The sequence below is a fragment of the Paenibacillus sp. RU5M genome, assembly GCF_900221055.1.
GTDB classification, from domain to species: Bacteria; Bacillota; Bacilli; order Paenibacillales; family Paenibacillaceae; genus Paenibacillus; species Paenibacillus marchantiae.
Window position 1 is genome coordinate 224827 of record NZ_OBQM01000005.1, and the last position, 24206, is coordinate 249032.

The 24206-nt window shown below is 48.2% G+C and carries 22 protein-coding genes; 5 read left to right on the forward strand and 17 right to left on the reverse strand.

Translation table 11 applies throughout. The annotated features are described in order from the left end of the window. Positions 1-51: 51 nt before the first annotated feature. From CRO25_RS17100 to CRO25_RS17130, 8 genes are all read right to left on the reverse strand, one after another. Positions 52-1821: a S9 family peptidase gene (locus CRO25_RS17100; protein ID WP_079695802.1), complete on the reverse strand. Its 1770-nt coding sequence runs from the start codon at positions 1819-1821 to the stop codon at positions 52-54. Then, a complete protein-coding gene (locus tag CRO25_RS17105) occupies positions 1803-3263 on the reverse strand; it encodes a hypothetical protein (protein ID WP_079695803.1) in 1461 nt (486 codons plus the stop codon). Before CRO25_RS17105 ends, CRO25_RS17100 begins: the two co-directional genes overlap by 19 nt. Continuing rightward, entirely contained in the window at positions 3263-4060 is a 798-nt protein-coding gene (locus CRO25_RS17110; RefSeq protein ID WP_079695804.1) for a hypothetical protein, read from the reverse strand. The genes CRO25_RS17105 and CRO25_RS17110 overlap by 1 nt, the downstream gene beginning before the upstream one ends. Beyond that, a complete protein-coding gene (locus tag CRO25_RS17115; RefSeq protein ID WP_079695805.1) occupies positions 4038-6779 on the reverse strand; it encodes a lanthionine synthetase LanC family protein in 2742 nt (913 codons plus the stop codon). Before CRO25_RS17115 ends, CRO25_RS17110 begins: the two co-directional genes overlap by 23 nt. Before the next feature lie 114 nt (positions 6780-6893). Continuing rightward, positions 6894-7031, reverse strand: a complete 138-nt coding sequence (locus CRO25_RS33415; RefSeq protein ID WP_157258615.1) for a hypothetical protein — start codon at positions 7029-7031, stop codon at positions 6894-6896. 186 nt (positions 7032-7217) lie between these two features. Beyond that, complete coding sequence (locus CRO25_RS17120; protein ID WP_079695806.1) at positions 7218-8498, reverse strand: MFS transporter; 1281 nt, start codon at positions 8496-8498, stop codon at positions 7218-7220. Further along, the gene (locus CRO25_RS17125) at positions 8479-8856 is read right to left on the reverse strand and encodes a hypothetical protein (protein ID WP_063566187.1); all 378 of its coding nucleotides are present in this window, start codon (positions 8854-8856) and stop codon (positions 8479-8481) included. Before CRO25_RS17125 ends, CRO25_RS17120 begins: the two co-directional genes overlap by 20 nt. Before the next feature lie 222 nt (positions 8857-9078). After that, on the reverse strand, positions 9079-9492 hold the full coding sequence (locus CRO25_RS17130; protein ID WP_079695807.1) for a GNAT family N-acetyltransferase: 414 nt from the start codon (positions 9490-9492) through the stop codon (positions 9079-9081). 218 nt (positions 9493-9710) lie between these two features. Between CRO25_RS17130 and CRO25_RS17135 the strand changes: the two genes are divergently transcribed. Next, complete coding sequence (locus tag CRO25_RS17135; RefSeq protein ID WP_079695808.1) at positions 9711-10631, forward strand: hypothetical protein; 921 nt, start codon at positions 9711-9713, stop codon at positions 10629-10631. A 148-nt stretch (positions 10632-10779) separates the two neighbouring features. Here CRO25_RS17135 and CRO25_RS17140 read toward each other — a convergent pair whose 3' ends face one another. The 6 genes from CRO25_RS17140 to CRO25_RS17165 form a co-directional block, all read right to left on the reverse strand. Next, positions 10780-11019: a YezD family protein gene (locus CRO25_RS17140; protein ID WP_062322628.1), complete on the reverse strand. Its 240-nt coding sequence runs from the start codon at positions 11017-11019 to the stop codon at positions 10780-10782. A gap of 226 nt (positions 11020-11245) precedes the next feature. Further along, complete coding sequence (cysW, locus tag CRO25_RS17145; RefSeq protein WP_064642596.1) at positions 11246-12121, reverse strand: sulfate ABC transporter permease subunit CysW; 876 nt, start codon at positions 12119-12121, stop codon at positions 11246-11248. A gap of 40 nt (positions 12122-12161) precedes the next feature. Next, on the reverse strand, positions 12162-12998 hold the full coding sequence (cysT, locus tag CRO25_RS17150) for a sulfate ABC transporter permease subunit CysT (RefSeq protein WP_063566191.1): 837 nt from the start codon (positions 12996-12998) through the stop codon (positions 12162-12164). Positions 12999-13080: 82 nt separating this feature from the next. Beyond that, positions 13081-14160 (reverse strand): sulfate ABC transporter substrate-binding protein, encoded by a 1080-nt coding sequence (locus CRO25_RS17155; RefSeq protein WP_063566192.1) that lies wholly within the window; start codon positions 14158-14160, stop codon positions 13081-13083. A 481-nt stretch (positions 14161-14641) separates the two neighbouring features. Continuing rightward, positions 14642-16516: a rhamnogalacturonan lyase gene (locus tag CRO25_RS17160; protein ID WP_079695809.1), complete on the reverse strand. Its 1875-nt coding sequence runs from the start codon at positions 16514-16516 to the stop codon at positions 14642-14644. 248 nt (positions 16517-16764) lie between these two features. Further along, complete coding sequence (locus CRO25_RS17165) at positions 16765-17820, reverse strand: lactonase family protein (RefSeq protein ID WP_079695810.1); 1056 nt, start codon at positions 17818-17820, stop codon at positions 16765-16767. Positions 17821-18145: 325 nt separating this feature from the next. On the opposite strand from CRO25_RS17165, the gene CRO25_RS17170 reads away from it, so the two are divergent. After that, positions 18146-18829, forward strand: a complete 684-nt coding sequence (locus CRO25_RS17170; protein ID WP_079695811.1) for an S-layer homology domain-containing protein — start codon at positions 18146-18148, stop codon at positions 18827-18829. A gap of 115 nt (positions 18830-18944) precedes the next feature. Here the strand turns inward: CRO25_RS17170 and CRO25_RS17175 are convergent, their stop codons facing one another. Continuing rightward, positions 18945-19571: a nitroreductase family protein gene (locus CRO25_RS17175; protein ID WP_063566195.1), complete on the reverse strand. Its 627-nt coding sequence runs from the start codon at positions 19569-19571 to the stop codon at positions 18945-18947. Between the two features lie 249 nt (positions 19572-19820). Continuing rightward, entirely contained in the window at positions 19821-20285 is a 465-nt protein-coding gene (locus CRO25_RS17180; RefSeq protein WP_079695812.1) for an Rrf2 family transcriptional regulator, read from the reverse strand. Positions 20286-20721: 436 nt separating this feature from the next. Here CRO25_RS17180 and CRO25_RS17185 point away from each other — a divergent pair, with 436 nt between their 5' ends. After that, entirely contained in the window at positions 20722-21447 is a 726-nt protein-coding gene (locus tag CRO25_RS17185; RefSeq protein ID WP_177031245.1) for an MBL fold metallo-hydrolase, read from the forward strand. Then, positions 21444-22013 carry a TetR/AcrR family transcriptional regulator gene (locus CRO25_RS17190; protein ID WP_079695814.1) on the forward strand — a complete coding sequence of 190 codons (570 nt, stop codon included), beginning with the start codon at positions 21444-21446 and terminating at the stop codon, positions 22011-22013. Before CRO25_RS17185 ends, CRO25_RS17190 begins: the two co-directional genes overlap by 4 nt. A 97-nt stretch (positions 22014-22110) precedes the next feature. On the opposite strand, the gene CRO25_RS17195 is transcribed toward CRO25_RS17190, so the two are convergent. Continuing rightward, positions 22111-23241, reverse strand: a complete 1131-nt coding sequence (locus CRO25_RS17195) for a hypothetical protein (RefSeq protein WP_079695815.1) — start codon at positions 23239-23241, stop codon at positions 22111-22113. A gap of 462 nt (positions 23242-23703) precedes the next feature. Here CRO25_RS17195 and CRO25_RS17200 point away from each other — a divergent pair, with 462 nt between their 5' ends. Continuing rightward, entirely contained in the window at positions 23704-24189 is a 486-nt protein-coding gene (locus CRO25_RS17200) for a CcdC family protein (protein ID WP_170867906.1), read from the forward strand. Positions 24190-24206 lie beyond the last annotated feature (17 nt).

Consider the following 24206-nt stretch of genomic DNA (forward strand, 5'->3'; position numbering starts at 1 on the left):
AAACTCAACCATCGCCAAAAAAGCCGCGATTGCGGCTTCGGCAGCTTACCTCTATTTTGCATGACCCACTTTGGCTAAGGTTATAAAATCGACCGCTTTCTGTACCCAGAACCGTTCCGAGTAAACTGCATGCTCCAAATCTTCGATGATATGAAGCTCCCGTCTACCTAACGGTTCATCCGAAGCCACTTGGTATTGAAGTATTTCCTGATATAACCGTTCAGTCTGTTCCACCGGACAGAGCTGATCTGCCTGGCCGTGAATGAACAAGATATCGATTTCGCTTAGAGCAGAAGCATATGCTACAGGACTTCGGTTCCTCAGAGCAGATTCATCCTTAAGAAGTTCTCCAATCTCTTTTTGCAAAAAAGACCTGAGCTTCGCCCCTCCCTCTGTATACAGCTTGCCCAAATCCGTAAAAGGAGCACAAGCTACCACGGCACTCCACAGCACTGGGTCTCTGCCCGCGGCAAGCAATGCAAGATAAGCTCCATAACTGACGCCATACAGAGCTACGTCTGAATAAGAGGATAACACTTGTTCCCGGATAAACCGGACCACATCTACATCCACGCCGCCCCAATCGTTCTCATTACGACGCCTGTAACCAGAATTAAAGCCGGAGCTACCCGGATAGTTGAGCCCAATCACCCGTACGCCAGACTCGGATAACCGCTTCATCACTGGACTATAGCTGTCGAACAGGCAGTTATGCGGCCCTCCATGCAGGTAAATGACAGCCTGTACGGCATCCTTCGGGTGGATATCCAAATAAGGGATGATCTCGGACCCATAGTAGGCTTCCCCGTATTTCACATCCAGCTCCCCAGTGTTGCGAAAGCTATTAATAACTTCCTGCTCTCCTTGGACCCGAGCAATGGTATTGGTTTGATCTCGGAAACGGAATAGACCTGGTACCGGATCTATCGCGATGGACTCATATTTGCCCACCAGCCCCTGCTTGTCCCTGCTGAGAACAGCCTGTGTCAGCGTTCCCGGATAATCTCGAAGCTGTAATACTTCCTTCTTCTCCTGCAATGCATACTGCACATAATGCCATCTGCCACAGGTTATGCCTTCACAGAGGATCTTCTGTGTAACTGTATCAATCTGTACGCGAACCAGTTCAGAGAATCCTTCACAATTCGGAGGCAATTCATGCACAATATCCTCGCCCTGTTTCATCCATCCCGGTTTGAACCCCTTCTCTGAAGGGATGGACACCGCAATGAGATCCCCCTGCTTGTCCATGACTGGATATGGATATGCCGTATATATCCACTCCGCACTCTGACCCACTTGGTCTTTGTTTGAATACACCCTCCCTTGTCCACCAACATTCAAGCCAATTTCCTGTTCTGATGCAGACCAGAAAGCCAATTCCGGATGATCTAGACCAGCTGTAATCCATCTCGCCTCCTCCCGTTTCGCATCGTAAAGCCCTAATCGAACTGAACTCTCTTTGTTTCGGATGGCAAAAAGCAACTGCAACTTCTCTCCTTGCCACGCGGCCTGCAGGACAGCAAAAGGTAATTGCAAAGCCTGGGTATGGACAAGCTTCACCTGAGCTTGCATTTCATACAGATGCAGCCGTTTTCCGGTTTTGCCCTGGGTGATGATCAGCACCTGATCAGGTGCAATAAACTGAGTATGCTGCGTCCGATCAACCGGATCTGCCGCATGTTCATACAACCATTGCCTGTCTGTTATCTGACCTGTCTCATCAAGTGCGCACCATTCCGTATGACCATTATCATAGGACAAAAGCATTCCAGTGCGCTCCCGATTAACGCTCATTCGTGTCAGAAATGTACGATGCACCTGGTTTCCCTCCCTTCATTCCAGAGCTTCAGCCGCTCCCATTCCTCCAACTGACTCCGCAATCTGTCGATGTATTGATCCAGCACAGAAGTACCAGATGAAACATCTGTATCAAGACTGTTTATGGCCTGCCGAATCTTTTCAATCTGCGGCAGATTGGCAGCAGGAAGGGACATCATTAATAGACGATAGACATCGGCAGCCAGATCGTTTGACCCTCGACGTACTTGTTCTCCAGCAATCTCCACCGCACGACGGAGCCGCTTGGTATTGATGGATACAGTCTTCAATCGAAGCAACCGAATCAGCAGTTGGTATTCCTTCTCTTCTTCACCACGCTGCCGATGTATTTCCATTCTTAAATCGAGTATGGGACTGAGCCAATCGACATACTGCTCGGTGCATAGTTTCTCTGCTGCCAGCAGAGTTGTATTAGCCTCAGCCCATTGGCCCGATCTAAGCTGCAGCCCCGCAATATTCAACGCAGTCTGAATCTGAAAAGTACGCTGGTCAGGACCACTGGGAAGCAGCTGAATACGCCGACTCGCCTGCCGTTCCAGCTCAATTGCACGCTCAACATTGCCCTCCTGCATCTCGATCAATGCTTCGCCATTATCCAGCGCACAGCATTTCCCAATGCGGTACGACTCAGTTAATTCCTTATGAGAGAGCACCTTTCGGGCTTCTGAATAACAGTATCGCGCTGCCGTATAATCCATGCCTTTTTTGGTGAGCAACTGCGCCAGTTCGAACCATAGAACCGATTGCTGGGCTGCTGATAAACGTTGAAATAACGTATTGTATTTAAAAAAATGCAAACAAGCCCTATACCGGACCGGATCATCCGACTTGGACAACAAAATCAAGGCCAGCCTGTTGTAGAGCGCCAATGTTTTCTCTTGTCCACCCTTTTTTCTTGCGATTGCAAGATGTTCATCCAACGAACTTCGGGTATGGTTAGGCGTTTCTCTGACAAGCGAGATTGGAAGCCAGTGCACCTCACCGTGAGTGGGCATTCTGGAGGGATATCGGTGGAAAAAGAGCAATACACTGACTCCTCTTAGTTTCTGGCGATACAGAAGATGGTGGATGGCCCCGAGGTCAGATGCATGTAAATGTGAAGCAACCTCCACAACTACCCATTTCCTTTGGCCTGGAGCCCATCCCGCTGTTTTAAATCTCAAGATGGCATTTTTGCAGGCTACAAGATCGCTGGTGGGCTGAACCGGATTTAGCTGATAGATGATGGGAAGTGAATAATACGGGTGATCTACCGATATCGCAATAGCTTGATCCTGCCAGTGAGTGTGCAGCTTTTGAACCTCACGCTTCACCGCGTCCGGTTCCCCCTCAACGACAAACAGTCCAGGTTCATGACTGGAACGAAGCCAATCGCTTCGCAGATCACAATATTGCGTACTTCCAAGTAAAACAGGCGTCATTAGCAATCACGCTCTTTCGTAATCCGGCATACATGTGCAGTTTCGGGAATCTGCTGCAAATTCAGTGAAGCCATTAATCGATAACTGCCGATATTGCCCACGTCGAGCGAAGCTTTTACCGTTTCATATTGTTCTGTTAAACATCGTTGAAGACCATAAGCAGCAACCCAGCGGGCCCAGCCCTTACGTTTAGCAGAGGGTATTGTGCAAGTATGAGCAATCAGTACAGATCCGAACTCATCACTTAGCAGGCAGCCTCCCATCCTTTGCCCCTCCAATTCAACCAATCCGGACCCCTCCAGCAAAGTTCCATATGCTCCGCCATAGATGTCTTTGACGACCTGACGGGCGGCTTCCAAACCGGGACAGGTGGGGTCGCTTTCCGAAAGAATGCGGGCTACCTCCCCCTCCTGCCCCTGCGCAGAAATCCAGGTTGCTGCATCATCAGGGATATCCGAAACAGGGATATCCTTCAAGCTACCGATAAATCGATGTCTATGTGCAAGAGCTTCCACCCGGAATCCAAGTTTTCGCCACGGAAATGAAGCAGGAACTGTTGCATAGAGAGCATCCCATTCAAGTGACTCAAGCAGTGGTTGGACCCGATTTTCCCAATACGTCATCGAGCCTGCTCCGCTCCACAAATCGAGTGTATACTGCCTCTGCCCATGATCAATGATCATTAATGTAGACCCGGTTTCGCGGTACTCTGGCGCTGCTGCATAATAACGGTCCCCGTACGTGCCCTGTTCATGCCGAAATTGTGGAAGAACATCAGATATGGATGTTAATATCATGATCCATCGCCTCCTTGGCAGAATTGAAACCCGAATAAACCAACGCTTCTGCACTCCTTGAAGGATAAAAAAGACGGAGCAGAAAGGAGTATACGCCCATATATCCGGTCATGTAATCGGGTGAGAATGATTCCATATCCTCCAGTGGCCACATCCACATGTCGTGGTTGTCACTTCTCATCGTCAGTAGCATCTGTGCATATTGTTCCAGTCTGGCCGCATACCTGCCAGGATGACAACGCTCCGCCAAAAGCAGCAGATCACCGTTGCCAGCTAACCCATGACATTGCCCGAAGGAAGCAAAGATCGTGGTCTGTGCCACCGCATCTGCCGCTTCTTTGCCGAGTCTCGCAGACAACGGATCACCCAACACATCAGCAGCTGCCAGAAGAAAACGCCCGATGCCAGCCGATCCATTACACCAGTGTACCCAGAGCGTATCCGGTTTTTCAAGTGTTGCAGGCCACATCTTCTGGCCATTCTGACCGGTATGACTGGTACAATCCAATGTATAGACAATTCGTTTCACTGCTGATATATAGGTTTCCTTATCGGTTCGATCTGCCATTGCGAGTAGAAAATAACCAATCCCCGCGATGCCGTGAGAAAATCCCAGGGAATAATGCCCACCATTTTTCTTGCTTGGCTGCTCTTTCACTTTCCACATACTCAGTCCATCCTCGCGCCGTTCCTCCTGATTTAATATATAAGCAGCCAATACCTCAGCTCGTTCAAGTAGTTCCGCGCGGCCTCCAATGCGATAAATCTCCAATAACATTAATCCCAGACCTGCAGCTCCATGACTGATATTGGTTTGGGTCGGTTCATCTTGAGTTAGCTGCAATGCCAGATTCTCCGCCAGGTCAAGCAATGAAGAATCATTCAACGCCTCTGCAGTCTCAGCCAATCTCCACGGAACCGCCCCATACCCAAAGTATAATCCGGTCGGTGTCTCGTCCGGAATGTATGGGTGATGAACCAAAATCCATTCCATTACTTCTCGGGCATATTGATGATACTGAATAAGTTGTGTACTATGACCAAGCTGGTTAAAGCCGTAGACCATACCTGTCCATCCAAAGTTAAAATTTGCGGGATGAAACATCCGGCTCATGCTGTTTTCCGGATACAGTTCTTGCCTATTATCAAAATCAAGCGATTTATAAAGCCAATCGGCCATCCTTTGCGCCTGACGCAATACCTCGGCAGCAGTTAGTTCGTTGTTCCATGGCAGGGATGATCCTTGCCATTCATTCATCGGCTCTTTCGAAATTGCATCCAAATCGTTGCGAATATCTGCCAACTGATCATACATACCAGTCATGATCCGCACAGAAAGATTGCCCAGGTCACGCAGTTCTTGCATATTGACCAGACCATCCAACAAAGCCTGACCACATTTGAGGTAGTCCGTCTGATATTTGAAATAGGGGTCCACAGATGATGCCATATAATAGAAAACAGCCCCGAGTGAATAGATATCATCCTGGAAGCTTGATCTCTGACTGTGTTCCCGACCACGAGACACATATCCAGGCGTATGCCCAGTCAATGGCTTGGTCCCCCTCTCGCCATTTCGTAAGTAAGCCAATTCGAGGTCAATCAGACGTACATTTCCATCCGGCAATACGACAATATTGTTAGGTGTCAGATCATTAATAATAACCCCTTTACGATGACAGGTCTCCACCATATCCAGAACATCCTGGCAGATCCGAGCCATCTCCGTCCAGGTATAATCTGCGGCAACATGTCTGCGATGAATATACTCCCGCAGGCTGATGCTATCAAAATACTCCAGAATCAGATACCGATTCTTCTCATAATTGAACAGATCAAGTGGCTGGGGGGTATATCCCGTCTCCTTCAACAACTCAAGTACATGATATTCATTCTCTAGATAGTCGTGGGCAGAGCGTCCAGCACTATCGACACGCATTCGATGGACCGCTTCTTTCATAACGGCTTGCGCATGCCGCGCATTGGAAATGAGAAATACCCCGCCCTTGCCTGACTTCTTGAACACACGCTTTACGCGAATATTTCGTATTCCGAACTCATTGTTATTGGCACTGGATACTTTGGAGGAAGAAATATCCTTCTTTGTGGCCTGGATACGAAGAAGTTCCTCCGGCTCGTTGACCCATTCAGGCTTATACCTGCCAGGTATACGGCGATCCTCCTCCAACTTACCTTCGGTATTCTGGATCGCATGCACTTTTGCTCCCGAGTAACGGTCATAATAGAATCGTTCTGTGAACGCACCATAACGATAAAATACGCATCCGCTCTCTCGGTATGACCGATCTGTAGGAATAGCCGGGCCTTCAAATCCGCTGGTGCATACATACATATCCTCAAGCAGGTTCAGAAACTGTTTCTCGTTTGCTGCATAGATCGTGACACATTTACCCGTTTGAGGCAGGGGGCTAGATCCATTGGACGTTTCAATCAATTTTAATCCACTGTTCACAACCTTCCACTGTACACCGTGCTTCGTCAAAACAGGTGTAATGCGGCGTAACAGTTCAGCTCCTACTCCAGGAACCACAGATAGATGTATTTTCCAGCCTTGTGAAGGAAGTTTCAAATCCTCTGGTCTAAAACAAATCCAATGGCCGTCATTCGACCATTGGATGGATTGGGGAAGTTCCCGGATTATATGTTCCAAAGCGTTCTCAAAGGCGTCCTTTTTAGCGGATACATTTGCGAATTTCAATGAGAATCACTCCTCTTGGTTAAAGTTAGAGGGGGAGGTACAATTATTTTAGTAATGCGAAAATCAAAGACTTATCCTTAAATTTACTGGATAGAGCGTTTAATGAAGATGTTCCTAGCTCTCGACAGCGATTGTCTGTGAGCTTGTCCAGCTACACACGGTACACAGGCTTGTTTCCTCGAACATGTAGTTATCCTCTTCAACCTCTAATGCCATCAAGTCCTGTACAGATAAAATTTCCTTGTTTTCCATGATAAATTACCTCCCATTTGTCTCCCCCTCTTAATAACCAATTTCTACATAAATTTTGATATTCCTTCTTTTTAATTGAATTATTTTACAATAATTATTTACATTATCCATTTATATGACATATAGATGTTAATCCAATCGGAATTATCGTATAAAAAAAGAGATAATATGACATACGAATCCTGATCACATAGATGCCGTTTGCTGTTTGGAGCGTTGCCCCTGTTCCTCTCGGAAAGGCCGGACAAACATGCTCCCCAGTCCCATGACAATAACAAATGCGCCGATTCCCATGTACACCCAGGATGGATTATACGTTTCAATGAGCCAGCCTCCGAGCAATAAACCCAGCGGATTGCTGATGCCACTCATTAAGACCCCCATACTGTTCATGACACGTCCCCTCTTTTCTTCCGGTGTGGATAGAAGAATCGAGGTAACCAAAGGTACATTTACGAGGGCAAGCCCCAACATTAAAAAGAATGAACAGACGATGGCGATATACAGATTAGGAAACATAGGCATGAGCAGCAAACTTGCACCTGAGATGAGATAACTGATTAGGAACCATCGAGCAAGCGAAAGCCGTTTGGCATATTTCCCGCTGAGCAAAGAGCCTGCAATACTACCAGCGGCAAAGGCAGATTGGAGAAGACCATAGCCTTGTGGTCCGGCATGAAGAACCATGTCAGCAAAAATCGGAGTGAAGATATGCAGAGGCGCGCCAGCAAAGTTGATAATGGCACCAAAAATGATGCAACTGGCCAGAATTTTACGTGAGAACAAAAAGGTAATCCCTTGCAAACTGTCCTTCATGAAGCCAGAAATCCCTTTTTGTTTGACCACTTTGGTCACCGGAATATGAATAAAGACAATGGAGAGAGCAGATAGCAGAAAGGTAAGTGCATAGATGAAAAGGATGGACTGGACTGAGATGAACGCCACCAATATGCCACCTACAGCATATCCAAGCAATTCAATTGTTTTGGAAGATGAATTTAGAAGTGCGTTGGCTGGTGCTAACTGTTTCGACGGGTCGGGCAGAATTGCGGGGATGACGGTCTGGGTTGCCGGATTGAACAAAAATCCAAGAATCGCAATGAGCAAATTGGCAGCATAGATATGCCACGGCACCATCTGACCACTCATGAATAAAAGCGCCAATATACAGGCCACGCATGCTCTAAGTACATCTGTCCAGATCAAGAGCTGCTTTTTGGGCAGCCGATCACTGATTGTAGCCAGTGGTATACCCAAAAAAGCATAGATAAAGTATGGCAACATAGGAATCAGTGCTGCTGCGAGTGCTGACTCGGTTAGTTGAAGAATATACCACATCGTAGCCATGGAAAATAAAATTTGACCTGCACCGGATATCAGCCTGCCTGCAAGAAGTACACAAAAAGATGGAAGACGCAGAACAGATCCATAACTGTCGTTATGGATTTCATTTTTCGTCTGTTTCATTCACTCTCTCTCCTTTCCCTTCGATCTCACTTCCAGTTTCACTTTGCAGACGTGTCAACAAACCTGAATTGCGAATGGACTGTTGTATTTTGGCCTTTACCCGCTCAAGCTCTGCCGTATACTCCTGAATCTCGTTCAATAACGATTGATGAGTCCGAATCCCTTCCCTGATTAACATCGCCGTTGCATCAGATCGGTTCTTGGCCAGTTCAAGAAATACAAGCTGATCAATAATATCAATCTCCTCCTGACTTAATCTTACGGAGACAACCCCCTTGGTTCCCGATAGGTTTCTGCTGGCTTGCTCCATGGACCGTTCCACCATTCGATTAAATTGAGTCCGCTGGTCTTTATCCAATTTTGTCTCCTCCATTCTGCATTTATTATGATTATCGTATTTTGTAAATCGTAAATTGTATTTAAATTACATTATACTTGTAAATAAATGGATGTAAAGCAAAAAAACCTATGGATAACCAAAGGTTTAATTAGTTGGATACACGAATGAGGTATTGATAGGCTATTTCCCATATATAAGGCTAATTTTATTTAAACAGGCTTAACTCAGCTTATTTCCGCTCTATTCCCCTTGTCTCCACCACATACCTTCCGATTTCGGACTGGTGTAGGTGAAGCCGAATTGAGCGTACAGACGATCGGCAGGAACGTCAGCCAATAGGCTAACCAAGCCACGAGCAGGCACATGTTCACGCAAATAATTCATGATTTCGCTCATGATCAATTTGCCATATCCTCTGCCCTGCTGGTCCGGGCGTACGGCGATATCCACCACCTGAAAGAAGCAACCTCCGTCCCCGATGACCCGGCCCATGCCTACGATTTCATTTTCTTCACGCAGACATACGGCAAAAAGACTATTGGGCAGCCCAATCTCCGCCCCCTCGTTGCTCATCGCACTAAGACCTGCGCTTTTCCGTAACGCTAGGTATTCTGCTGCTGAGGGCGGTGTGTGTTCAATGTTGATCTGGTCCATGTATCATGCTCCCTTCCTATTAAACCTATAATTATGTGTAGAATTAAAAAAATTCATGGAAATTACATCTTCTTTGCATGGGTGCCGTGGTCCTTCTTATGACAGTAAATTCCTACTGTTCCTGCTTGAATTCACGCAATTCCTGTGTAATAGTGAGAGAAAGCTTATGTGAACCGTGTTTCATGCTACACTACAGTTTTTGCAAAGGAGGAACCATTGTGCTTCAACGCTGGATGCTTGCTCTATTCTCATATCCGGGCTTCGTGGCGGTTCTACTCGGAATGATCGCTGTGCTGCTTGGACTCTACGTGTGGTCAGCCACTGAGGTCAGACGAAGCCGGGACAGGCGAATGCACGCGATACGAGATACATTATACATAAGTACAACCCTATTGGGACAACTCACAGCCAAAGAACAACGGAATGTTGCTATAACGGAACATGAGCATCATGAATTAATAACGGCCATGCTGTCCTGCCGAGCCGCAGTGCATCTGTCTCCACAGCTTCAGGATCAGATCCGCAGCTGTATTATCGATGTTGATCCCGCTCGACTGGCATTGATGCACAGGGCTCTGGAACGAGAGAGTGCAGCATTGTCCGATGAATTGAATCGATACGCACATCCTGACCAGTGGGGAAGAGCGATCTGGAATGTCATTCGTCCAGCTGCCGAGCCCACCGCTGTAGTAGCTGTACTGTACCTAATCGCTGATTTTGTGTTTCGTCAACAAGGTCTGTTGTATCCTTTCTGGCATTCATGGTTCAATGCTTTGCCATGGATACGCTTCGTTTCCTTGATCATAACGGTGTTCTATGGTTATCTGCTCTGGTCCAGCCCAAGACAGGGTTCATCGGGCACAGTAACCAAAGCACTTGTTACTCTAATTGCCATGTGCTCGCTGCTTCATCTGATCGGACTTGCTGCTGCTCCCTACGCATTGGGATTGCAACTCATCCTGTTCATCTCTGGCTTCAGCCTGACAGGAACGCCTTCTCGCAGTGATCGCCCGTACGCGGGACACACCGATTCGGATAAGGAATTGAATAGCAGTACAGAAGCACATGAGGATGAGAACCTGGATATGGAGCTAAACCTCTATAAACCACGCACATCTGGAGCCATTTCTGAAAAGTGAACCTCTCTGTTAACTCGGTTGGCTTGGTATCATCAGACTCAGTTCATTCAAACCCAAAAAAGAGAAGCCCGGAAAATCGCGGCTTCTCTTTTTTGGGTTTCTACTATTTTTTGCATTATGCCTAATTCGATCCTGGATTACATGATGCCTATCCCTTCGCACTTGCATTCGATGAGCGCAGTGAACGGGGTGAGCTGCTTCGTGCAGTGCTGCCGGATTTGGAGGCGCTGCCGGAGGGCGTATTTTCAAAACGCTTGCGTTCGGTCCGCTCCATCTGCACAATCTGGCCTTCATGTACAACGATGTGTAACGAGCCAAACTCCATGTCGTTCAGTTGTCCGGCAATTCGATCCATCCATACCTCATCCACTTTTAACGGCTTAGCCATAGAGCCGCCTCCTCTTCTCGGGCTACTGCCCGCTATATTCCTCAAGTGCGCTGTCATCCAACCCGACTTATAATTCATTCTTATCCAACCTATATACTTGGTTTATACATTAGCAGGGCTTCCAGTAGCTGTCAATCCGAATTTTCATGAAGTTTAAACAAAATCCATTTTCATTCGGAACCCTCTTCAAAACCAAGATGATCGGCATGGATATAGGATTGTTACATCACTTTTCGGGAATCGTTTTATGACCCAACCAGCTCTTGAGCAGCAACGTTGCCAGAGCCAAAATCAGCAACAAGGAGGCGACGGCAAACGAAGCAGAGAATTGATATTCGTTATACAGGATCTCGACATGCAGCGGCAAGGTGTTGGTCTCCCCGCGAATATGTCCCGATACAACAGACACGGCACCAAACTCGCCCATTGCCCGCGCATTACACAGAATAATGCCATATAACAGTCCCCACTTGATGTTGGGAAGTGTCACGTTCCAGAATATCCGCCACCCGGAGGCCCCAAGCGTAACCGCCGCTTCTTCTTCCCTCGTGCCTTGATCCTCCATCAACGGAATCAGCTCTCTGGCAACGAAGGGAAACGTAATGAACAATGTTGCGATGACAATGCCGGGCAGGGCAAAAATAATTTTGATATCATGCTCGGCCAGCCACGGTCCAAACCATCCATTTGAACCAAAGATGAGGACAAAGATCAACCCGCCTACCACAGGCGAGATCGAAAAAGGAAGATCGATCAGGGTGATCATGAGTCCTTTGCCCCTGAACTGGAACTTGGTAATGACCCACGCAGCCGCCACACCGAATATCGTATTGAGCGGTACGGTAATCCCGGCAACCAGCAGCGTAAGTTTCAATGCCGACATCGCGTCCGGCTCGGTAAGCGCGGCGATGTAGACACCCCAGCCTTGCTTTAAAGCCTCCATCAGCACGATCACCAGCGGCAAGATGAGCAGCCAGAGCAGCACCAGACTTGCCAATCCGATCAACAACCATTTGACCCATGGTGCTTCCGTGGTTGCACGGTTTGGCCCCGGCCCGGTTCGCACACGGGAAGCAGGCGTCAATGGAACGGTACCCGCCATATTCTGTACCTCCTTTTGGTTTAGGTTGGCTCACTGCTCACTAAGCTCTGCCTGCCTTGCGGCTCCAGCGTTGAAGTGAATTAATGATCAGCAATAGGACAAAAGAGACCAGCAGCAGCAGCAAGGCTACCGCCGTAGCTCCCGCATAATCGAACTGCTCCAGCTTCGCCATGATCAGCAGGGGCGCAATCTCCGTTTTCATCGGCATATTGCCTGAGATAAACACCACTGAACCATATTCGCCAATGCCTCGGGCAAAGGCTAACGCAAAACCGGTCAGCAGCGGCGGGATCAGATCCGGAAGCAGAATCTTACGAAATATCCGCCATCTTCCCGCTCCCAGCGTAGCCGCAGCTTCCTCCACTTCAGTCTCCAGTTCCTGCAAAACCGGCTGCACCGTACGCACCACAAACGGAATCCCGATAAACATCAGCGCGAGAGTAATGCCCGCCTGTGAATAGGCCAGCTTGATGCCCAAAGGTTCCACAAACTGCCCAATCCAGCCATTCCCGGCATACAGCGCCGTTAAGGCAACCCCCGCCACTGCTGTCGGCAAGGCAAAAGGCAGATCAATAACGGCATCAAACAGCCGCTTTCCAGGGAACTCATACCGGACAAGTACCCAAGCCAGGAGCAGCCCGAGAACCAGATCGATCAGGGCCGCTGCACCTGCAGTCAGAAAACTCACCTGGAAAGAAGCCAGTACCCGGGGATTGGTCGCCACCTCAATCAATGTGGACCAGGTCAGCCCCGTGGAGTTAAACAAGAGCGCTGCGAGTGGAATAAGTACAACCAGGCTCAGGTAAAGCACACTGTAACCCATCGTTAATCCGAATCCCGGCAGTGTGCGACTCCGGGCCACCATCACCTTGCTCATGCACGTTCATCCTCTCTGCCTTCAGTCGGTCGGACTGGTTGGCCGCTTACATGGTCACGCAACATCATCGATGGCAGATGCATCAGCTGCCCGGCACATAAATCTGGTCAAAGATACCGCCGTCATTAAAGTGCTTGGCCTGGGTATCGCGCCATGTACCAAATACATCGTCCAATGTGAACAGCTCAAGCTGCGGGAACTGATCCTTGAACTTTTCCTTCACGCTGTCCAGGGTTGGACGGTAATAGTTCTCGGCAGCAATGGTCTGCCCCTCTTCGCTGTACAAATATTTCAGATAGGCGTCAGCCACTTCGCGGCTGCCCTTTTTGTCTGCATTTTTATCTACAATCGCTACAGGTGGTTCAGCCAAAATACTGACCGAAGGCACCACAATATCGAATTTGTCCGGACCCAGCTCTTTAACTGACAAGAAAGCCTCATTCTCCCATGCAAGCAGTACATCACCAATACCGCGCTCTACAAACGTAGTCGTCGCTCCACGTGCTCCAGAGTCAAGGACAGGTGCATGTTTGAACAGCTCTGCAACAAATGCTTTGGCCTTCTCTTCATCATTGTTGTTATGTTTGAGCGCATATCCCCATGCCGCCAGATAGTTCCAACGTGCCCCGCCGGACGTTTTTGGATTCGGGGTAATGACTTGGGTATCTCCCTTGATGAGATCATCCCAGTCCTTGATGCCTTTCGGATTGCCTTTGCGTACCAAAAACACGATCGTTGACGTATACGGGGAGCTGTTGTGCTCGTATTTGTCCTGCCACCCCGCATTGATCAGACCTTTATCTTCAATAGCATCGATATCGTATCCCAATGCCAAAGTAACCACATCTGCGTCCAGCCCATCAATGACGGAACGACTTTGTTTACCTGACCCACCATGAGACTGCTTAACCGTTACTTCCTGACCTTTCTCTTTCAGCCAATACGCCGCAAATGCCTTGTTATATTGTTCATAGAGTTCACGTGTCGGATCATAGGATACATTCAGCAGTTCGATCGCTTTTGCCCCTTCTTTGCCACCTTCCGTTCCCCCCGATGTTGCTGCCGCATTCGTGCCACCGCTATCTGATCCGCATGCCGCCAGTACCCCTGTTAACACCAATGCCAGACCAACCAGAATACCCTTATGAATTCTCTTTTTCATAGATAACACTCCCCCCGAATGGATCTGCAAGATTACCCCAACAGGCTGAACAGCATGGAACGCACCGAAAAAAAAAACAAAAAACGGAGGAACCCCCGCGCACTTCTCCCTCATAAAGTCATGCCGGCCCAAAGGCCGTGTATGCTTCATCCAGAAATGATGCGCTGCGGTGTTCCTCCGTCTATACGGTGAGAACGTTATTCTGTTCACGTTACGATCGCTCATGTGACTGTAAATGACTGCTTCCGCAAATAGAGCGAAGTCATTTTTATTATTCCTACCTGTTTAGTGAGTTATATACGTATCATAAGGGCAGTACATAGGACTGTCAAACGTTTTTTTCCGATTTCTACCGAATATCTGTGTAAATGGCAGAAAAAGAAGAACAACGGACCAAAGTCCGTTGTTCCCTTGTCAGCATTAAGTTTAATTCGCTGTAACATCATCTCTGGGGTTGGCATGAGTTCATGCCCTTTCCCCCTTATTTGCCAGCGTACCGGATATTCGGTACGGGAGGTGTGCTCATGCCATCTCCCAAATAAAAGCCCGTATGTGGCGGTTGGTTATAGGCTACATTTTGCCAAGCTACGCCAAGACGGTATACCGGATCATGCATCAGGGTGTAGATCCGTTTGTCCGTAACGGCTGTTGTCGTATAGATGCGCAGCGCAGAGCTATCATTGGTCCGCCATACCACTTCTTCTCTCCAATCGCCGAACAGGTCAGCCTGCAGATTCGGTGTGGATTTCGTTCCATTATTGGAAGAAACACCGGATGCCGTCAACAGATTAACCGTTTGGCTATTGGCGTAGTCCCATTTATCAATTCGGTTGCTGTCCAGCAATTCGCGGAGCAGGTCACCATCCCACCAGATACCAAAATTCGTGGAGGAAGGCAGGGTTGTCCCAATTTTCTGCCCTTTGGCTGTATACAAACCACCATCTGCCCAAACTTCAGCACCCTTATAACGTGGATCGATATCGGCTGCCATGCCGCGTCCAATATCTTTTGTCGTAGGTATGCCCCAGATCAACTGACCTGTACGCGCATCACGGAATTCCACTCCGGCATTGGATGCTGTCTCATGCACCTGAAATACTTCAAGTCCTACACGATCCGGGTCCAGATCACTGAGATGCATTGCATCCCCATGATGAAGCCCTGTCGTATAGAGTCCTTTGCCGTTATCATCTACCGCCATCGCGCCATATACGATCTCATCTTTGCCATCGCCATCCACGTCCGCCACACTCAGATTATGATTACCTTGTCCAGCATAACCGGAATTACCTGATGTATTGGAATCAAAAGTCCATTGTTTCGTCAATTGTCCATCCCGCCAGTTGTACGCCACCAGCACGGTTCGGGTGTAGTATCCACGCGCCATGACCAGACTGGGCCGCTCCCCATCCAAATAGGCAATCGCAGCAAGGAATCGATCTACCCGGTTGCCATAGTTGTCTCCCCAATCGGACACATTACCGCGCGCTGGTTCGTAGTTCACCGTGGAAAGTGCTTTGCCGGTCTGTCCATTAAAGATCGTAAGGAACTCCGGTCCGGACAGAACGTATCCGCTGGAATTACGATAATCCTTGCTGGCATCCCCGATGACTACTCCCGTACCATCCTTCGTACCATCAGCCGTTTTCATCGCCACTTCGGCCTTGCCATCTCCGTCCAGATCGTACACCATGAACTGGGTGTAATGAGCACCGGCACGGATATTTTTACCCAGACTAATTCGCCATAGGCGCGTTCCATTCAATTTGTAGGCATCGATAAATACTTCACCCGTGTAGCCGCTTTGGGAATTATCCTTGGAGTTGGACGGGTCCCACTTCACAATCAGTTCATACTCGCCGTCCCCGTCTACATCTCCTGCACTCGCATCATTGGCACTGTACGTGTAGGCTACACCATCCGGTGTTGTGCCTCCTGCGGGTACACTGAGAGGTACAGACAAATAATTATTGCCCCATACGCTCGCTGCCGCCGAAGCAGCCTGTTCGGTTCCACTGACTACGGCTCGAACCGTATATTTGGAACTACTTGTCCCGCTTGCATCCTGGAGGTTGGTGCTGTTCGTTATGGGCGATGCATTTACCTTAGTTCCATCCCGATAGACATTAAACGATACATTCGACCCTTCCGTACCCAGAAGCCGCCAACTGACAAACACACCTGTGCCTGTCTTCACTGCAACTACACCTCGGTCCAGAAACTCCATCTGACGGGCACCAGCAGCATGAGTGACTGGTATGTTTCCAAGACCGAGCGAAGTAACCAGTAACGCAGAACTCAGCAGGGATACCCCTGCGGTCCGCAATGCACGCTTCCATAACGATCGTTTTCCCATAAAGCCATTGCCTCCCCAATCGAATTGGTAAGCCCGATGCCCTTGGTAGCGCCATCTCACATCCATGTAAGCGCTTTAATATATTCATTTTAAATTAAACATATAATTCCATCTATAGGTCTAACTTAGTAATTTTATGTATGAAAAAAAGGGGAAAAGCCGAAAGATGAATCTTTCGACTTGGATGCTTCTTTCTCACACGCTCGATCGGAATCTGAACGTAACAAAGAATGTTGTTTCATCCCACCTTATACTACCGGAGCAATACACACTGGGCGGGGTATTTCCAATTTGAATCCGTTGTGTGTCAGACGTCCATCTTCACCATTGATCTGAAAAGCAACCAGGTTGTTGCTGTCCTGATTGGCCACCAGCAGAATACCACCGGCAAGCAGGTTGAAGTTACGCGGAGTCTGACCAATAGTGGAAGTCCACTCTATTGCCTCCAGCTCACCGGATTCCTGGTCAATGTGATACAGCACAATGCTGTCGTCCCCACGGTTGGAAGCATAGAGGAAACGACCACACGGGGACACACGGATATCCGCTGCCGTACCTTCTCCAGAATGTCCTTCAGGCAGTGTGGTGATATGCTGCAACGTATTGAACTCACCTCTGCGTTGATCATACATGAACGCCGTAACGGTGTTACTCAATTCATTAATCACATAGGCCCATTTCGAGCTTGGGTGGAAGACGAGATGTCTCGGTCCGGAGCCTGGATGCTGATTCGTCTCACGATGCGTAACCAGGCGGCCTTCTTCCTGACGATACACGATAATCTGATCCAGACCCAGATCACAGACAACGGCATACTGACCCGAAGGGTCTGGTTGAATGGAATGGGCGTGCGGTCCTTCCTGACGGTCATCATTCTGCCCTCTTCCTGTATGCTCAATCAACGCACTCATCTCTTCCAGCGTGCCTTGATCTCCTACCGGGAATACATTCACACTACCACTGCTGTAGTTCGAAGTCAGCACCCACTTGCCGTCCTCCGTGACAGACACATAACAAGGCGAAGCGCCCTTCGTTAACTTGCGATCCATCAAGTGCAGCTCTCCCGTTGCAGCATCCCTGCGATAGACCAGCACCTCTCCCTCATCTGTCTCACTTACCACGTACAGACTATTCCCATCCGGAGATAGAGCCAGGTAGGATGGATTATCCACCCCATCCATATGATTTACAATCCGCAACTCGCCTGTATCCTTGTTCAACGCACATAGAAAAATCCCCGGCTGTTCTGCTGATGCATAAGTACCTGTATAGAAAAAAGCTTCATTCGTTGCTGTTGGTTCCATCGTCTCATTCTCTCCTTATTGATTCAAATGATTAACCTTACACTCTAATTACATGCAATTATAAGAAGTTGTAACCCGAATAGTTGATTCCACTGTTATGTACTTACCCAAATCACAGACCTTTGCTTCAGTGGTTATCTTTCCTCACCATAATACAAAGCATAAGGCCTTACAATAGTCCATTCACTTTGTACATATTCCAACAGAATTTCTTATAGAAAAACAATGGAAAATTACAGCAACCTTTTGAGGAATAGGGTCGTCTATAGGGACAAATAACTTTTATACAAAGGGATACTCCCTGGAAAAGTGAGGCGAATCTGATATGAAAAAAAATATATTAGCTACATTAACAGCCGGAGCTTTACTTACCCTTTCTCTGAGCGCTGGTCCGATTCACGCCGCTCAAGCGGAATTCACTGATATTCAAGGTATTGTGGGGGCAGACAAGATTGAATCCCTACATCAGGATGGTTTAATCAAAGGCGTGAGTGATAGCTTGTTCAAACCGGAACAGGAACTAAACACAGCTCAGGGTATCCAGCTCATTGCAGATGGCCTCCATCTGAATTTGGACACGATTCGTTTTATCAAACAACCCCTGCCAAGTGACTACTTCTCCAACGTAAAAGATGGCGTATGGTACAGTGATGCTTTTGTCCGTGCCCAATTCAATGGCATTAAGATGTCCAACGATATCGATCCTTCCAAGGCGTTGACCCGTGAACAGTATACCCTTTTCTTGATGCAGGGCATTGAAGCCAAAGGCGGCCTGCCGATGATTAACATCAAACCTGTAGATATCACGGATGAAAAAGAGCTGACTCCAGAATTTCAAGGTGCTGTTCAACGTTCCCTTGTCTTGAAGATTAATGTACTCGATGCAGAAGGCAACTTCAATCCGAAGGAAACGATTACCCGCGCCGAAGCTGCGGTTATGATGTATAACGCAATTGAGTATCTGGAAGATTTCAATGCACCGAAAATCCCGGAAACACCAGAGAAATAATGCCCTTCTTCATCATTTAAATACCAAATAGCCGCATGTTCCCTCTAAAGGGGACATGCGGCTATTTACGTTATATATATTACTCTCTATAGCGATAACTGATCCAAAATCAGTCTTAGAAAGAACCTTTAACAACAACTTCGGACAGCGGGAAACGACCTGCCGGACGAGCTGGTACTGCAGCTTTACCTACAGTGATCAACAACGTTGGTAAATAACGCGCAGGGATGTTGAATGTTTCGATCAATTGTTGCGGGTTGTAACCACCCATTGGGCAAGTATCATATCCCAGGGAACGTGCAGCAAGCATAATGTTCTGTGAAGCAAAAGATGCATTGCGGATTGCTTCGTCACGGGCGATTTGCGGATTTTGGTAAGCACCGTTGATCTGTCCAACCAATGCGTCACGAACTTCAGCCGGGATCGCACCTGCTTCAACAGCCTGATCATAAATCACGGCGTTGCGGTTTGCTTCCAAATCTCCGAGTACAGCGATCGTAACGGAGCTGTCTGTGATTTGACTTTGGCCGTAAGCGATTGGCAGCAACTTGGCTTTGTCTGCTTCGGATTCGATCACGAGGAATTTCCAGTGTTGCAGGTTCCATGAAGACGGTGCTTCGGAAGCGGCAGTCAGGATAGCGTTCAGATCTGCTTCAGGCATAACAAAACCACTTTCGTACTTTTTGACAGCGTGACGTTCGTTAATCACGCGAAGTGTTTCATTGTTTTCAATGCTGGACATGCGTTCCACTCCCCAAATTCTTTTTTTATTTTTTTACGTTCGTAAGGCCAAACTCTACCGAGTACTCACCTTCCGAAAATAACATCAGCGCAGACGATCGCTTCCATCTGTGTTCACGTTATGCCCGGAATCGCCTGAAACATCAACGGATCTTACAACCGGAGCAAACGCCCTTATATAGCCTGTCCACCATGCCTGACAGCAGCAGTCCAAGGCCAGGTCATGAAGAGCTGTTAACGATCAGTTCTGTCACGACCTATCCTTCATGGACAAGGGTTCCATAGACAAAGAACATTCTTCCCCATTACCGATACGATGCTTCACATCCTCAATGGATATACGGTCAAAATAAGCACTCAGTGCCTCTTCGCCTCCATCGTAGATACTTCCCATCACATCCTGCATATTGGAAGAAACAACGCACGTTGAACCGGATTCTCCCGAACACCAGCTGGGACCAAGTGATCCACCTGCTACCAGTCTGTACAGTTCTCCAAGCTTGATTTCTTCACTCGGACGGCTGAGCAGATATCCACCGTGGGCACCTTCCTTGGTGGTCAGGTATCCATGCTTCCGCAGCACACTAAGCACCTTGCGTACTCTGGCTGGATGCGTACCAACACTTTGAGACAAGTCTTCACTATTGGCCATACACTCATCCTTCATGGACAGAAAGACCAGACAGTGCACAGCAATGGTAAATTCACTGTTCATTACTTACTCCCTTCCCGGCATATCGTTCACCGCTGAAAATTCAATCCAAGGTAAGTATAACTGTTATTATAGGAATAACAGTTATGTTTGTCAACATTCTCAACTTAGGGGTTAGAAAACCTGATTCCCCCTGTCATACCAGTATATACAGGCCCTTCATAGGCTTAGTAAAAAGGTTGAGTTCCTCCGTGATTTTGAGGGAACAGAACAAAAAAAGTGAGCCTATCGCTTCGCGAAAGGCTCCAATAAGATAGACATATGAAAGGGCTTACGAGATTATTATAATCGGTTATTCCTATTTTGAAAACGCTTTTTTTGTAAAGTGTTTTGGGATTTTAAAATATGCTATTTTTTAAGCAAATCTACATAGGGTATTGCAAAAACTAATTACATTAGTTATATTACTAATAACATTAGTTTTAAGGAGGATTCAATGATGCGAATTACACGTGAGCATGATGTTGTCCAAGTTTCATTCCTTCCACGCCTCTTCCCTGTGAACGTATATCTTGTTGAAGAAAAAGAGGGGTTTACCCTTATTGATGCCGGAATGCCATTCAGTCTCAAGGGGATTTTGGCTACTGCACAATCCTTGGGCAAACCGATTATCAGAATTATTCTGACTCACGCCCATGGTGACCATGTTGGTGCACTGGATGGTCTTAAGGAGGCACTGCCTGAAGCCGAGGTCTGCATCTCAAGAAGAGATGCCCCACTGCTTGGCGGAGACGCCTCCCTGCTTCCCGGCGAGCCACAGACTCCGGTACGCGGCAGTGTACCCAAAGCGATCCGCACCCGGCCGGATCGCTTGCTCGATGACGGCGACCGGATCGGATCCCTGGTCGCCATTGCTACCCCAGGCCATACGCCGGGCCATATGGCCTTCATGGATACGCGCAGTCGCGTGCTCATCGCTGGCGACGCGTATCAGCTGCACGGCGGCCTCGCCGTATCCGGCCGCCTGCGCCCGCTCTTTCCGTTCCCCGCGCTGGCGACGTGGAACCGTGAACTTGCTCTTGCCAGCGCCAAGCGCCTGGCTGAGCTGGAGCCGTCCGTGCTCGCTGTAGGGCACGGACGAATGCTGCGTCAGCCCGCCGCGGCCATGCGTGCAGCTACAGCAGACGCAGAGCAGCGGCTGCGCCCTGCCGGGGGGCATCTGTGAGCCCCCGCCAAGGGCTGGATCGCGGCGCTCTGTTAAGTGCCGCCACCCAGCTTGCCGACAGCGACGGATTCCATTCGCTAACACTGGCCGCTCTGGCCCAGCGGCTGGACGTGCGCTCCCCGTCGCTTTATAACCACATCAACGGTCTTCCCGGGCTTCGCCAGGAATTGGCGTTGATGTCCGCACAGCAGCTCAGGCATGCATTAACTGAGGCTTCTGTCGGCCGTTCGGGTGACGAAGCCATTCAGGAGGTCGCTGCCGCATATATCGGCTTCGTCCGCAAGCATCCAGGGCTATACGAAGCCTTCTTCCACGCCCCGGACCGTCAGGAAGCGCAGCTCGTTGTGGAGAGTACAGCTGCCCTAGATCTGCTGCTACGCCTGTTGCAGCCCTATACGCTAAGTGAAGCGGAAACGCTCCATGCCGTTCGCGGTTTACGCAGTCTTTGCCACGGCTTCGCCTCCATGGGTGAAAAAGGTGGCTTCGGTATGAACTTTGACCCGGATGAGAGCCTGCAACTGTCCGTGGCCGCTTTCCTGAATGGGCTGCAACATCTTCATTCATAAAACCTGATATATCTTGATGCCAAATGGAGGAGGGCTGCAGATGATCTGCAGCCCTCCTTATGTATCCTACCGTCCCGCTACCAAAGGAACGGTTTTTCTATTGCCAGGGTGCTTGCCCTGTTTGGACTTCCTGCAAAATCTTCTTCATCACGGGTACATATACTTTCCAGTAAAACCGATCCGGAACGCCCTTTTGATCCGGTGTGAGCTTCGTTTTTACCACATCCCACCCTTTAATACGGCGCCAGAACGAATAATGCTCAAGCTCTCCGAAGGACCCTGCCATATAATATGTCCGATTATATCCCTCATGCCGGATAAGAGCAGCGAATTCCACCGGAATACCTGCGTCCATCAGTTTCTGCTGACCATTCTCCGTTAGATCCGTCTTATACCAGGCCAGTACAGTAGCCTGTTGTTCAGGCACAATGATGTCGAACCATTCGCTGTAATAGATATCCCGGGTAATTCCACTCCATTCCCCACCTTCCTGTGTAAAGGAGAGCTTTATGTCGCCGGTCTTTACATCACGGCCTTGCTTCAGTACAATCACCCGTCCATCCTCATGAACCAGTACAATACCTGCTCCATGATAGGGCCACTCTTTTTTCTCCCTAAGCTCATAGTTCATTCGTACCTTCTGTGGCACTTCATCCAAGCTCTGCAGATCCGATACCGATCTCCCCTGCCATCCGCTGCTTTTCATGCCCAGAATCGGATACAATTGCTCTCTTGTCATGTTCGAAACAGCATTCGACAAGGCGCTAAACTCAGCGACAATCGTTACGCCTTTGGTTGCAGCTTCACGAATTTTGTGCGCATCATATATCGTAAGACCTTCATAAGCTTTGCCTTGTATACGTTCATTCGTATCTGTAGATGAAATATGATGATTCGCCGTCAGATAGATCAGGTCCGTGTCGGTCACCTCATCCGGCAATTTCCGTTCAAACCGGGAGATCCCGTTCTGTATATCATATCCGTAGTAGTCTTCTTCATACGTATAATGTTCCCCTGTCTGTTGGACAATCTTCTGCTGATTCAGAATCCAGACTAGTCCCTTATGCCCCACATAGGACAAGTCCGGTTTACTTTTGTCGACAATCATGATGTTAAGCTGTGTCGGTGCCTGTGATTGCCACAAAATCCAGGGGATAACCAGAACCACTGATACCACGGTCAGGCAAGCCAAAGTCCATACCGTGAGTGGCCTGTGATTTCTATTCATGAAGCGTATTCCTCCTTGCTCTGTTCCAAGGTATTACTATGATCGGCATATTACCCCTTTCCCTTATTACTGTCGTTCCTTCTGTAGCCCATCCACCCATAGATCGGATCGGGAATGTATATAATACGTCCACGCCCTTTCATCTGTTTCATATGTTTGTGCAGTCGCATGAACAAGCTCTATATGACCCACTTGGTTATCTGTCTTGTAATCACCGATTTTTATGACCCTAAATGTTCGTTCATTTCCTGAATTCCCCTTATTCGAATAAACCGCCTCACAGTGGGTACAATAATACAAATTTTTCAAATGAATCCTGCATATACAATCCGGGTAAATGATACACTAAGCATTCTATCGGCTTTCTTCGTTTGTGATATAATAGAAACAGAAAATTCCGGTAATTCGCATCATGTTCCGGATGTCCGGATAACATATTATTCCAGAAAGAGGGAGTTTTACGTGGCTCAAATCAGTCCGTCTTACCTTCAGATCGGTGCAACTCTGGGTATGCTCGTCATGGCCCTGCTTGCCATTTTTATTCGAATGAAAGCCAGCCATCGTCCGGTAACCATTCGCAAAATACTTATTCCCCCGCTGGGAATGAGCACGGGTTTTCTCATGTTTGTTGTACCCCAGACACATGTCCCGCTTCTATGGGCAATTATCGCGCTGTTGGTGGGCTGGTTTATATTCTCGTACCCCCTCATTCGCAGTACTCGCTTTGAAAGAGTTAATGAAGAAATTTTCGCCACACGTTCACGAAGCTTCGCGTTCATTCTGCTTGGATTGCTGGCAATACGTCTAATCCTGCATGAAGTCATTCAGCGTTATGTGAGCATTCCTCAAACGGGTGGATTGTTCTTCCTTCTGGCCTTCGGTATGATCGTACGCTGGAGGGTATATATGTACAAGCACTATAAGGAAGTTGTTGCTGCGGAATCTTAGCATCATCGCAACTTCCT

Coding starts and splice junctions, on each gene's coding strand:
- CRO25_RS17105 (WP_079695803.1), bottom strand. CDS start 3,263: ATGACGCCTGTTTTACTTGGAAGTACGCAATATTGTGATCTGCGAAGC.
- CRO25_RS17110 (WP_079695804.1), bottom strand. CDS start 4,060: ATGATATTAACATCCATATCTGATGTTCTTCCACAATTTCGGCATGAA.
- CRO25_RS33415 (WP_157258615.1), bottom strand. CDS start 7,031: ATGGAAAACAAGGAAATTTTATCTGTACAGGACTTGATGGCATTAGAG.
- CRO25_RS17120 (WP_079695806.1), bottom strand. CDS start 8,498: ATGAAACAGACGAAAAATGAAATCCATAACGACAGTTATGGATCTGTT.
- CRO25_RS17130 (WP_079695807.1), bottom strand. CDS start 9,492: ATGGACCAGATCAACATTGAACACACACCGCCCTCAGCAGCAGAATAC.
- CRO25_RS17140 (WP_062322628.1), bottom strand. CDS start 11,019: ATGGCTAAGCCGTTAAAAGTGGATGAGGTATGGATGGATCGAATTGCC.
- cysW (WP_064642596.1), bottom strand. CDS start 12,121: ATGGCGGGTACCGTTCCATTGACGCCTGCTTCCCGTGTGCGAACCGGG.
- cysT (WP_063566191.1), bottom strand. CDS start 12,998: ATGAGCAAGGTGATGGTGGCCCGGAGTCGCACACTGCCGGGATTCGGA.
- CRO25_RS17155 (WP_063566192.1), bottom strand. CDS start 14,160: ATGAAAAAGAGAATTCATAAGGGTATTCTGGTTGGTCTGGCATTGGTG.
- CRO25_RS17160 (WP_079695809.1), bottom strand. CDS start 16,516: ATGGGAAAACGATCGTTATGGAAGCGTGCATTGCGGACCGCAGGGGTA.
- CRO25_RS17165 (WP_079695810.1), bottom strand. CDS start 17,820: ATGGAACCAACAGCAACGAATGAAGCTTTTTTCTATACAGGTACTTAT.
- CRO25_RS17170 (WP_079695811.1), top strand. CDS start 18,146: ATGAAAAAAAATATATTAGCTACATTAACAGCCGGAGCTTTACTTACC.
- CRO25_RS17175 (WP_063566195.1), bottom strand. CDS start 19,571: ATGTCCAGCATTGAAAACAATGAAACACTTCGCGTGATTAACGAACGT.
- CRO25_RS17180 (WP_079695812.1), bottom strand. CDS start 20,285: ATGAACAGTGAATTTACCATTGCTGTGCACTGTCTGGTCTTTCTGTCC.
- CRO25_RS17185 (WP_177031245.1), top strand. CDS start 20,722: ATGCGAATTACACGTGAGCATGATGTTGTCCAAGTTTCATTCCTTCCA.
- CRO25_RS17195 (WP_079695815.1), bottom strand. CDS start 23,241: ATGAATAGAAATCACAGGCCACTCACGGTATGGACTTTGGCTTGCCTG.